The following is a 10,660-nucleotide window of genomic DNA, read 5'->3' as shown; positions in this document are numbered from 1 at the left end:
CTTGATGATCAAGCCCCGCCGGCGATTGAGGCGGCCCGTCCGGCAGGACTGTTTGTAGCCCCTGCGGCGATTGAGCAGGCCCGTCCGGCAGGACTTTCAGGGAGGGGCGGGGTGGGGAGGGAGCTTTCGGCGATATATCGGCGGCGGCCGCCACCTGTCGGTCGGATGTCGGTGGGTTGTCGGTGGGGGGTGACAGCTTGAGGGCATGACGCGAATCGACAAGAACCCCGTGAGCGACCGGCCGGTCGCCGTATCCGTAAGGGGACTGGTCAAGCACTACGGCGAGACCAAGGCCCTGGACGGCGTGGACCTGGACGTGCACGAGGGCACCGTGATGGGTGTCCTCGGGCCGAACGGCGCCGGCAAGACCACCCTCGTCCGCTGCCTGTCCACCCTGATCACCCCCGACTCCGGCACCGCGATAGTCGCGGGCTACGACGCCGTGCACCAGCCCCGCCAACTGCGCCGCGTGATCGGCCTCACCGGCCAGTACGCCTCGGTCGACGAGAAGATCTCAGGACGCGAGAACCTGTACATGATCGGGCGGCTGCTCGACCTGTCCAGGAAGGAGGCGAAGGCCCGCGCCGACGCCCTCCTGGAGCGGTTCTCGCTGACCGACGCGGCCGGCCGGCCCGCGAAGACGTACTCCGGCGGTATGCGCCGCCGCCTCGACCTTGCGGCGTCGATGATCGGCCGCCCGCACGTCCTGTACCTGGACGAGCCGACGACCGGGCTCGACCCCCGTACCCGTAACGAGGTGTGGGAAGAGGTGCAGAACATGGTCAAGGACGGCGTGACCGTCCTGCTCACCACGCAGTACATGGACGAGGCCGAGGAGCTGGCCTCCGAGCTCACCGTCGTCGACCACGGCAAGGTCATCGCGCGTGGCGGCATCGAGGAGCTCAAGGCGAAGGTCGGCGGCCGCACCCTGCGGATCCGTCCGGCCGACCCGCGGGAGCTGCGTCCGCTGGCGCACGCGATGGACGACATGGGGCTCACGGGCCTCGCCACCTCCACCGTGGACACCCAGTCCGGGTCCGTCCTGGTTCCCGTGCTCAGTGACGAGCAGCTCACCGCCGTGGTGGGCGCGGTCACCGCGCGGGGCATCACGATCGGCTCCATCACCACCGAACTCCCCAGCCTGGACGAGGTGTTCCTGTCCATCACCGGCCACAAGGCCTCCGCCCCGGAGGACGCCAGGCCCGAACTCCACGAGGCCGCCGTATGAGTTCCCACCCGTCTCCCACCGCCACCCTCAACGAGCCGCTGCGCGGCGCCCCTTCTGAATCCCTCTCCCCCACCACGGTCCCCACGATCACCGTCGAGGCCGACCCCAAGATCGGCCTGCGCGGCCATCTGCGGCACACCGGCGCGCTGATCCGCCGCAACCTGCTGTGGATCCGCAACGACCCGGAGTCGATGTTCGACGCGGTCCTCATGCCGGTCATCTTCACCCTCCTGTTCGTGTACGTCTTCGGCGGCTCGATCGGCTCCGCGATGGGCGGCGGCCAGGACGCGTACGTCCAGTACGTGATCCCCGGCATGGTCGCGATGATGTCCATGAACATCGCGCAGGGCGTCGGCACCGGCTTCAACGAGGACTTCCAGAAGGGCATCATGGACCGCTTCCGGTCCCTGCCCATCGGCCGCGGCTCGGTGCTGATGGCCAAAGTGGTCGTGGAGATGCTGCGGCTCCTCGTCGCCACCGTGGTCCTGATGATCGTCGCGCTGCTCGTCGGCTTCGACATCACCAACTGGGCCGGTCTGTTCGGCGCCATCGGCCTGACCGCGCTGTTCGGCTCCGCCATCATGTGGATCTTCCTGACGCTCGGCGTGGTCATGAAGAGCGCGCAGGCCGTGCAGGCCATGGGCTTCCTCGTGATGATGCCGCTGCAGTTCGGCTCCTCGATCTTCGCGCCGACCCAGTCGATGCCGGGCTGGCTGCAGGGCTTCACCGACTGGAACCCGATCTCGGCGCTCGCGGACACCTGCCGCGGGATGATGACCGGCGGCCCCGTCGCCCACGACCTGTGGGTGACCCTCGGGTGGACGGCGCTTCTCACCGCCGTCATGGCGCCGATCGCGATCCGTAAGTTCACCACGAAGAGCTGAGACCGCGCAGAACGGGGCCGGGCGACCCCGTCGCTTCGCGTCAGTCGTCAGTCGTCCAGCAGGGCGGTGGCCTCCTCCAAGGAGAGGCCACCGCCCTCTGCGTATGCCCGTTCGTACGTCGCCTCGTCGAGCAGCGCGCGGGTCTGCGCCGCGGCGGCCGCGCGCCAATTGCGTTCGAGTACGGCCGGCTTGTGGCCCTCGGGCATCGCCGCGTCGGCCGCGCCCATGAGCCGGGCGGCGGCCACCGCGTCGCCTTCCCTGCCCCGTTGGGCGAGGGCCCGGGACGCCGTGCACAGATGCAGCCCCAACAGTTGCGGCATGACGAGCGCGGACAGCGGGTCCCGCGCGATGGCGAGGCAGCGCCGTACATTCTCGACGGCGTCCTCGGTGTGCCCGTCGACGGCGTCGATCATCGCCTCCATGCCGACGGTCATGCCGTGGAAGAACCCGATCTGCGCCACCCTGAACTCGGCGCGCAGCAGGGCCAGTTGCTCACGGGCCTCGACAGTGCGACCGGTGAACGCGAGATGGGACACGAGGAAGAGGCGGGCGGCGGGCCGGGACTCGTTGGTGTGCCGGCGCCCGTCCTCCAGCGAGTCCCACAGCAGCGCCTCGCCCTCCTCGATGTCCCCCTGCTCGATACGCGCCTGGCCGAGCCTGACCTGGAGGATCGCAGCCTGGGAGTGGGCGCCCATGCTGTACGCGACCTCACGGGCGCGCGTGTAGTCGGCGGCGGCACCCTCGAAGTCGCCGAGCTTCTCGTACGCCTCGCCGCGCGCGGACAGCGCCTCGGCCGTTCCCCACTCGTCACCGAGCCGACTGAACAGCTCCAGCGACTCGTCGGCGAACGTGAGCCCTTCCTCGGCCCAGTCACTGCGGTTGGCGAACACGTTGGCCCGCATCTGGAGGACGAGCGCCAGCTCCCAGTCGTAGCCGAGCTCGCGGCAGGTCCGCGCGGACACCGCGGCGAGCTCCTGCAGCTGGTCCATGTCGCCGGTCATCAGGACGGCGAAGTACCAGATGTTGCCGGGCGGGCGGCAGGCCTGCGGGAGGTCGGGGTGGTAGGTCTCGATGACGGCGCGCAGCCGGTCCTGGCCCCGCTCCGTCTGCCAGTGGTCCATCTCCATGTCCATGTAGCCGAGCCGGCACAGGTGGACCTGGCGGCGCGCCTCTTCGAAGAGCTCGCCGGTCAGCGGGGGCGGGGTGTCGGTGCAGCGCTCGAAGATCGGCGGGGCGGGGCTGCCGGGCCCGGCGAACGGGTCGGGGCCGAGCGCCGCGGCCTCCCCCGTCCACGTACGGGCGTCGACGCGCAGGTCCCGCATCTGCCAGAACCAGGTCAGGGACAGGACGAGGCTGAACGCCTCCTGCTCGTCACGGGCCGCGACGGCGTGCCGCAGAGCGGTCCGGAGGTTCTCGTAGTCCCGCTCGATCCGGGCGATGGCCGCGCGCTGGCCGCTGCCGCGGAGCAACGGGTCGGTGGTGCGGGCGAGTTCGCGGTAGTACGTGAGGTGGGCGCGCTCGGCGGCGGCGCGCTCCCCGGACTCGTCGAGGCGGTCGCCCGCGTACTCGGAGACGGTTTCGAGGAGCCGGTAGCGCATGTCGCCGCTGCCCTCCTCCGGGGCGGCGACCACGAGCGACTTGTCGACAAGGGAGGCCAGGGCGTCAAGCGCGTCCGGGCCGCAGACCGCCTCGGCGGCGGACAGGTCGCAGCCGCCGCTGAACACGGAGAGGCGGGCGAGGGTGGCACGCTCCGGCACGTCGAGCAGCTCCCACGACCAGTCGACGACCGCGCGGAGCGTCTGCTGGCGGGGCAGGGCGGTGCGGGCGCCGGAGGTGAGGAGGCGGAAGCGGTCGTCGAGGCGGTCGGCGATCTGGCGGGGCGTGAGCATCCGGAGCCGGGCGGCGGCGAGTTCGATGGCGAGCGGAAGCCCGTCGAGGCGCCGACAGATCTCACCTACGGCTTCCGGGTCCTGCTCCGGGGCGAACCCGGGACGAACGGCCCGGCCGCGCTCCCCGAACAGCCGCAGCGCGTACGGCTCCGGGAGCGGTTCCACCGGGTACAGCAACTCGCCCGGTACGCCGAGGGGTTCGCGGCTCGTGGCGAGGATCGTAACGCCGGGGCAGTGGGCGAGGAGGTCCTCCGCGAGGGCGGCGGCGGCCTCGATGACGTGCTCGCAGTTGTCGAGGATCAGCAGGAGACGGCGGTTCTCGCAGTGCTCCACGAGGCGTACGAGGGGGTCGTCGCCCTGGCGCTCGCCCGCGACGCGGAGTTCTTCGGCGCCGGCGCCGCGCAGCACGGTTTCGCGGGCCCCGAGGGCGCCGACGACCGCCTCCGGTACGGCGGCGGGGTCGCTGACCGGGGCGAGCTCCGCGAGCCACACCCCGTCCGGGGCGGTACCGAGCCCCTCGGCGGCCTCCTGCGACAGCCGCGTCTTGCCTGCGCCGCCCGGCCCGAGCAACGTGACCAGCCGCACGCGGCCGAGGTCGGCCCGGATGGCGTCGAGGTCGCCGTCCCTGCCCACGAACGAGGTCAGCCGGGCCCTGAGGTTCCCCGGGGCGGAGGCCGTATCCCCGTTACGCGGCACCGCGGGCCGCCTTGCCCACCCTGCCGCCCCAGGCGGCAGACTGCCCAAGGCGACGGCAGCAGCACCGGACGCCCCAAGCCCCTGCGCCTGCGCCTGCGGCGGGTGGGCCCCATCAAGCCCCTGCGGCGATTGAGCAGGCCTTTCCAGCCCGGCCGACGATTGGGCAGGCCTTTCAAGCCCCGCCGGCGATTGAGGCGGGTCCGGGGCGGAGCCCCGTGGCGTCGGGGCGGTCGGGGCGGTCGGGGCGGTCGGGGCGGTCGGGGTCAACAACTCCTCGTGCAGCGCCCGAAGTTCCGGCCCCGGATCCGCACCAAGCGCATCCGCCAACTCCCGCCGCACCACCTCGTACGCCACCAACGCCTCCGCCCCCCTCCCCGCGGAGCGCAACGCCCGCAGGCGCAACACCTGCAACGACTCGTCCAACGGATACGCGTCACACAGCGACGTCACCTCCGGCAGGACCTCGTGCGCACGGCCCAGGTCCAGACACGCCGCGAGACGCGTCCGCCGCGCGTCCACATGCCGCGCGTCCCAACGCGCCCCCTCCGCCACCCGGTCCGGAAGATCGGCGAGGACCGGCCCCCGCCACAACCCGAGCGCATCGTCGAGGAGGTCGACCGCCTTCGCCGGATCCCCGTCCGCGAAGGCCCTCGCGCCGTCGGCGGTCAGCCGCTCGAAGCGGAACAGGTCGACGTCGTCCGCGGAGGCCGCGAGCCGGTACCCGCCGTCGGACGAGGTGATCACCTCCGCCCCCAGGGCCCTGCGCAACCGCCCGACGAGCGCCTGCAACGCACCCGCCGCATCCGCGGGCGGTTCCTCGCCCCACACTTCGTCGACGAGGAACGCGACGGGTACGGCGCGGCCGGGCCGCAGGGCCAGCACCGTGAGGAGCGCGCGGAGGCGTGCCCCGCCGACCGGGACGGCCGTGCCGTCGTCGCGGAGTGCTTGCGTGGTGCCGAGGATGCGGTAGCGCACGGACCTATTGTCCCCGCTGCCGCTCGGCCACCGCGCCCGGTACCTGCCTGGGCTTCGTCATGCCCCTACCTTGTCCGGAACTCCCGCAGTACCGCGACACGTTTCCCGCATACAGCGAGTACGTTCGGTGAGCCAGCCGACCAGTCAGCCCCGGGAGTCCCACCCCATGACCACCGCCACCGCACGCCGCGGCGACAACAGGATCAGCCCCGTCTTCCTCGGCATCGCCGCGATCACGGCGGTGGCCGGCTGGGCGGTGTGGACGGACTTCGCGTCCCAGCCGGGCTTCGCGGTGTTCCTGTTCGTGACGGGCGCCTGGGTCGTCTCGCTCTGTCTGCACGAGTACGCGCACGCGCGCACGGCCCTGCACAGCGGCGACATCTCGATCGGCGCGAAGGGCTATCTGACCCTGAACCCGCTGAAGTACACGCACGCCCTGCTCAGCATCGTGCTGCCCGTGCTCTTCGTGATCATGGGCGGGATCGGCCTGCCCGGCGGCGCCGTCTTCATCGAGCGGGGCCGGATCCGGGGGCGCTGGCGGCACAGCCTGATCTCGGCGGCCGGGCCGCTGACGAACGTACTGTTCGCGATCGTGTGCACGGCGCCGTTCTGGCTGGACGCGCTGGACGGAGTGCCTGACACGTTCCGTTACGCGCTCGGATTCCTCGCCCTGCTCCAGGTGACCGCGGCGATCCTGAACTTCCTTCCGGTGCCGGGCCTGGACGGGTACGGGGTGATCGAGCCGTGGCTGTCGCACAAGATCCGGCGGCAGGTGGAGCCGTTCGCGCCGTTCGGTCTGCTCGCCGTGTTCGCGGTGCTGTGGATCCCGGAGATCAACCAGTGGTTCTTCGAGGCGGTCGACTGGGTGCTCGGCGCGCTCGGCGTCCACGAGTGGGACACGTACTGGGGTCGCGAGTTCTACCAGTTCTGGCAGGGCACCCCGGAGATCCCGACGTTCACGCAGTAGGCGCGGCCTCGGCCTGCGCGGCCTGCTTCTCGGCCTTCGCCCTGCGCAGGTAGAACCACGACATGTTCGACGTGACACCCGCGATGAGCACCCACACGATCCCGAGGAAGCTGCCCTCGACGAAGGAGACCACGGCCGCCGCGACGGCCAGGGCGCAGACGACCAGGGAGAACAGTGCGATGCGGGGCATGGGGGTCGGCTCCAGACGACGGTGCGGCGGGTAGTACGCCGACCAGTGTCCCCCATGCCCCGTGAGCGCCGGAAGGCACCCCGTACGTGCCTATACGTCGGTTACGCGCAGGCCCGCGTGCGCCTTGTAGCGGCGGTTCACCGAGATGAGGTTCGCGACCAGGGACTCGACCTGGTGGGCGTTGCGGAGCCGGCCCGAGAAGATGCCGCGCATGCCCGCCACGCGCCCGGCGAGGGCCTGGACGAGCTCCACGTCGGCGCGCTCCTCGCCGAGGACCATGACGTCGGTGTCGATCTCCTCGACCTCCGGGTCGATGAGCAGGACGGCCGACAGGTGGTGGAAGGCGGCCGTGACCCGCGAATCCGGAAGCAGCGCCGCGGCCTGCTGCGCCGCGCTTCCCTCCTCCGGCTTCAGGGCGTACGCGCCCTTCTTGTCGAAGCCGAGCGGGTTGACGCAGTCGACGACGAGCTTGCCCGCGAGGTCCTCGCGCAGGGCTTCGAGGGTGGCGCCGTGGCCGTCCCACGGCACGGCGACGATCACGATGTCGCTGCGGCGGGCGCACTCGGCGTTGTCGGCGCCCTCGATGCCGAAGCCGAGTTCATCGGCGGCGGCCTGCGCGCGCTCGGTGGCGCGGGAGCCGAGGATCACCTTCTGGCCCGCGCGGGCGAAGCGGTAGGCGAGGCCCTTGCCCTGCGGTCCCGTCCCGCCGAGGACGCCGACGACGAGGCCGGAGACATCGGGCAGGTCCCAGGGGTCCTTGGCCGGGGCCTTCTGGCCGCTCCGGCTGCTTTCGGTAGAGGTCATGCGGCGACCCTACCCAGGGGGTACAGGTCTCGTACGGGCGGACTTCCACCGAACGAGACGAACCGGCAGGCCACTTGAGGCACCATGCGACCCCATGGATGCCGTACGAGTAGCACTGCTGCGCGAGGTACTAGCCGGGACCGAGTGGCCGTCCGCCACGCGTCGCTTCGCCGGGGCGCTGCGCTCCTCGGTCGCCGCGCACGGCGGCGGGCTCCTCCTCGTGGGCACGCCGACGTACGAGCCCTGGCATCTGGCGGCCCATCTGGTCGACGAGGCGGCCTGGTCCGGTGTGCCCGAGCTGGCGCCCACGCTCGTCCGGCATGCGGCGCGTCCGGACGACCCGGCGCATCTGGCCGTCGGGCTCGGCCGGCTTGAAGCGGCGCGGCGCGGCGAGACGCTCCTCGTGGTCACGCCGTCCTCGCCGGGTGCGTCGTTGCTGGAGCGGGTGCACGATGCGCGTCGCGCGGGGGCGACGATTCTGGCGCTCGAAGCGGGGGCCTCCGGCGGTGAGCTCGGGGCCATGGCGCATGACGGGTTGAGCGTTCCCGTCGACACGGATCTCGATATCGACACGGTGCAGCATTTGGTCAGTGCGGCGGCGGGGGAGAACGCGGTGGGGGCTCCGCGGGGGCGGCGGGGGTTTCGGGACCGGCTGTCCCGGCTGGCCGATCATTTGACGGCGCCGCCGCCCGCGCGGTGGTGAGTGTTGCCCCCCCCCGCACGGGGCTCCGCCCCGGACCCCGCTGCTCAATCGCCGCAGGGGTTGAAAGACGCGCCTCAATCGCCGCGGGGGCTCAAAAGACGCGCCTCCATCACCGCAAGGGCCTGAAAGACGCGGCTCAATCGCCGCAGGGGCTTAAATGACGCGGCTCAGTCGCCGGCGGGGTTTGAATTGTCGTCCGGCTTGTCGTGCCAGCGGGGGTCGGACTCCCACTCCAGGTTGCGTTCCTTCGCGGTGTCCATCGCGTGTTGGGCCTCCTCGCGGGAGGCGTAGGGGCCGAAACGGTCCTTGTTGGGGCACTCCGGCCCCTCTTCGACCTTCTTGTGCTCCAGGCAGTAGTACCACTCGCCCGGCTTTCCGACGGTTCGCTTCTTGAACAGCGCCACGGCGGCTCCTCTCGTCCCCGCCATGCTCCCCCACCCGCGCTCGTTACACTCGCTGGCATGTCTGGCCAGTCGCAAGCTTCGCCCACCCTGCTCGTTCCGGGGGAGATCTCCCCCGTCCGCTCCGTGCCCGGGAACATCCGGCGCCCCGAGTACGTCGGCAAGCCCGCGCCGACTCCGTACACGGGCCCCGAGGTGCAGACCCCGGAGACCGTCGAGGCGATGCGGATCGCCGGCCGGATCGCGGCGCGGGCCATGGCGGAGGCGGCGAAGGCGATCGCCCCCGGTGTCACCACGGACGAGCTGGACCGGATCGCGCACGAGTACATGTGCGACCACGGCGCGTACCCTTCCACGCTCGGCTACCGCGGCTTCCAGAAGTCGCTGTGCACGAGCGTCAACGAGGTCATCTGCCACGGCATCCCGGACTCGACCGTCCTCAAGGACGGCGACATCATCAACCTCGACGTCACCGCGTACATCGGCGGCGTGCACGGCGACAACAACGCCACGTACCTGGTGGGCGACGTCGACGAGGAGTCGCGGCTGCTCGTCGAGCGGACCCGCGAGTCCCTCGACCGTGCCATCAAGGCCGTCAAGCCGGGGCGTCAGATCAACATCATCGGCCGGGTCATCGAGTCGTACGCGAAGAGGTTCGGGTACGGCGTCGTGCGCGACTTCACCGGGCACGGCATCAACTCGTCGTTCCACAGCGGCCTGATCGTCCCGCATTACGACTCCCCGCAGGCCACGACCGTGATTCAGCCCGGCATGACGTTCACGATCGAGCCGATGCTCACGCTCGGCACGTACGAGTACGACATGTGGGGGGACGGCTGGACGGTCGTCACGAAGGACCGTAAGCGGACCGCCCAGTTCGAGCACACGCTGGTCGTCACGGAGAGCGGCACGGAGGTCCTCACGCTGCCGTAGGCGTTGCTGCCGTGGGCGATACCTCTCGCGCATCGAGCCCGCCCCTTGTGGGGCGGGCTCTTCTGTTTACGTTCCCTTGATCGGAGAACCGGGTAGGTTTTTACCGACAGCGTGTCGGGAAGGCTATAATCTTAGGCAAGCCTAACCTAATTAATACTCTACGGCGGAGGCCTCATGGACACCCCGTTCTCCACCCTGATCCGCACCGCGTCGCATGAACAGCACACGGAGGCGGAGACGTCGACGTTCATGGGTGACCTGCTCGGCGGGCGGCTCGGCGTGGACGCGTACGCGCGGTACACGGAGCAACTGTGGTTCGTTTACCGGGCACTTGAGGACGGCGCGCGACACCTTGCCGGTGATCCGGTGGCCGGGCCGTTCCTCCGGCCGGAGCTGCTGCGCGTGCCCGAGCTGGAGCGCGACCTCGCGCATCTGCGGGGGCCGGACTGGCGGGAGACGGTGTCCGCGCTGCCGCAGACGCGGGCGTACGCGGAGCGGGTCGCGGAGTGTGCGGCCTCCTGGCCCGGCGGGTATGTGGCGCACCACTACACCCGCTACCTCGGTGATCTCTCGGGTGGGCAGATCATCCGCGACAAGGCGGAGAAGGCGTGGGGGTTCGCGCGCAAGGGGGACGGGGTGCGGTTCTACGTGTTCGAGGGGGTGGGGAACCCGGCGGCGTTCAAGCGGGGCTACCGGGAGTTGCTGGATGGGATCGCGGTGGATGAGTTGGAGAAGCAGCGGGTGGTGGCCGAGTGCAAGGCGGCGTTCGCCTTGAATACCGGGGTGTTTCGGGGGCTGGGCGAGGAGTTTCGGTCGGCCGCGTAATCCTTTGAGCCGTGACGGCGTTACGCCCACGGGGCTCCGCCCCGGACCCCGCTGCTCGATCGCCGCAGGGGCTTAAATTGCCCACCCGCCGCAGGGGCTGGATGAGATCGCCCGCCCCCAGGGGGCTTGAGAGAGCAATCGCCGGCGGGGCTTGATTTATCAAGC

Annotated in this window: 10 protein-coding genes; 6 read left to right on the top strand and 4 right to left on the bottom strand. The window is 70.8% G+C overall.

Features of this window, described 5'->3' with window-relative positions:
- The first annotated feature begins 205 nt into the window (after positions 1-205).
- Positions 206-1,228 (top strand): ATP-binding cassette domain-containing protein, encoded by a 1,023-nt coding sequence (locus ABT004_RS34405; RefSeq protein WP_351345062.1) that lies wholly within the window; start codon positions 206-208, stop codon positions 1,226-1,228.
- A complete protein-coding gene (locus ABT004_RS34400; RefSeq protein WP_351345059.1) occupies positions 1,225-2,112 on the top strand; it encodes an ABC transporter permease in 888 nt (295 codons plus the stop codon). Before ABT004_RS34405 ends, ABT004_RS34400 begins: the two co-directional genes overlap by 4 nt.
- 47 nt (positions 2,113-2,159) lie before the next feature.
- Here ABT004_RS34400 and ABT004_RS34395 read toward each other — a convergent pair whose 3' ends face one another.
- Positions 2,160-5,672 (bottom strand): AfsR/SARP family transcriptional regulator, encoded by a 3,513-nt coding sequence (locus ABT004_RS34395; RefSeq protein ID WP_351345056.1) that lies wholly within the window; start codon positions 5,670-5,672, stop codon positions 2,160-2,162.
- Positions 5,673-5,838: 166 nt separating this feature from the next.
- Between ABT004_RS34395 and ABT004_RS34390 the strand changes: the two genes are divergently transcribed.
- Positions 5,839-6,639, top strand: a complete 801-nt coding sequence (locus tag ABT004_RS34390; protein ID WP_351345053.1) for a site-2 protease family protein — start codon at positions 5,839-5,841, stop codon at positions 6,637-6,639.
- Here ABT004_RS34390 and ABT004_RS34385 read toward each other — a convergent pair.
- Positions 6,629-6,829, bottom strand: a complete 201-nt coding sequence (locus ABT004_RS34385; RefSeq protein WP_351345050.1) for a hypothetical protein — start codon at positions 6,827-6,829, stop codon at positions 6,629-6,631. The genes ABT004_RS34390 and ABT004_RS34385 overlap by 11 nt on opposite strands.
- Before the next feature lie 90 nt (positions 6,830-6,919).
- Positions 6,920-7,633: an NADPH-dependent F420 reductase gene (gene npdG, locus ABT004_RS34380; protein ID WP_351345047.1), complete on the bottom strand. Its 714-nt coding sequence runs from the start codon at positions 7,631-7,633 to the stop codon at positions 6,920-6,922.
- A gap of 94 nt (positions 7,634-7,727) precedes the next feature.
- Between npdG and ABT004_RS34375 the strand changes: the two genes are divergently transcribed.
- The gene (locus ABT004_RS34375) at positions 7,728-8,336 is read left to right on the top strand and encodes a phosphoheptose isomerase family protein (RefSeq protein WP_351345044.1); all 609 of its coding nucleotides are present in this window, start codon (positions 7,728-7,730) and stop codon (positions 8,334-8,336) included.
- 167 nt (positions 8,337-8,503) lie between these two features.
- On the opposite strand, the gene ABT004_RS34370 is transcribed toward ABT004_RS34375, so the two are convergent.
- Complete coding sequence (locus ABT004_RS34370) at positions 8,504-8,740, bottom strand: hypothetical protein (protein WP_351345064.1); 237 nt, start codon at positions 8,738-8,740, stop codon at positions 8,504-8,506.
- 57 nt (positions 8,741-8,797) lie between these two features.
- Between ABT004_RS34370 and map the strand changes: the two genes are divergently transcribed.
- Both map and ABT004_RS34360 read left to right on the top strand, forming a co-directional pair.
- Entirely contained in the window at positions 8,798-9,670 is an 873-nt protein-coding gene (map, locus tag ABT004_RS34365; protein WP_351345041.1) for a type I methionyl aminopeptidase, read from the top strand.
- A gap of 174 nt (positions 9,671-9,844) precedes the next feature.
- Complete coding sequence (locus ABT004_RS34360) at positions 9,845-10,495, top strand: biliverdin-producing heme oxygenase (RefSeq protein ID WP_351345038.1); 651 nt, start codon at positions 9,845-9,847, stop codon at positions 10,493-10,495.
- Positions 10,496-10,660 lie beyond the last annotated feature (165 nt).

Origin of the sequence: Streptomyces sp. NPDC002790, assembly GCF_040295505.1 — a bacterium.
Taxonomy (GTDB): domain Bacteria; phylum Actinomycetota; class Actinomycetes; order Streptomycetales; family Streptomycetaceae; genus Streptomyces.
Note: the sequence above shows the minus strand (reverse complement) of the source record. Positions and strands in the feature narration are given on the sequence as shown.

Coding starts and splice junctions, on each gene's coding strand:
- ABT004_RS34400 (WP_351345059.1), top strand. CDS start 1,225: ATGAGTTCCCACCCGTCTCCCACCGCCACCCTCAACGAGCCGCTGCGC.
- ABT004_RS34360 (WP_351345038.1), top strand. CDS start 9,845: ATGGACACCCCGTTCTCCACCCTGATCCGCACCGCGTCGCATGAACAG.
- map (WP_351345041.1), top strand. CDS start 8,798: ATGTCTGGCCAGTCGCAAGCTTCGCCCACCCTGCTCGTTCCGGGGGAG.
- ABT004_RS34390 (WP_351345053.1), top strand. CDS start 5,839: ATGACCACCGCCACCGCACGCCGCGGCGACAACAGGATCAGCCCCGTC.
- npdG (WP_351345047.1), bottom strand. CDS start 7,633: ATGACCTCTACCGAAAGCAGCCGGAGCGGCCAGAAGGCCCCGGCCAAG.
- ABT004_RS34375 (WP_351345044.1), top strand. CDS start 7,728: ATGGATGCCGTACGAGTAGCACTGCTGCGCGAGGTACTAGCCGGGACC.
- ABT004_RS34405 (WP_351345062.1), top strand. CDS start 206: ATGACGCGAATCGACAAGAACCCCGTGAGCGACCGGCCGGTCGCCGTA.
- ABT004_RS34385 (WP_351345050.1), bottom strand. CDS start 6,829: ATGCCCCGCATCGCACTGTTCTCCCTGGTCGTCTGCGCCCTGGCCGTC.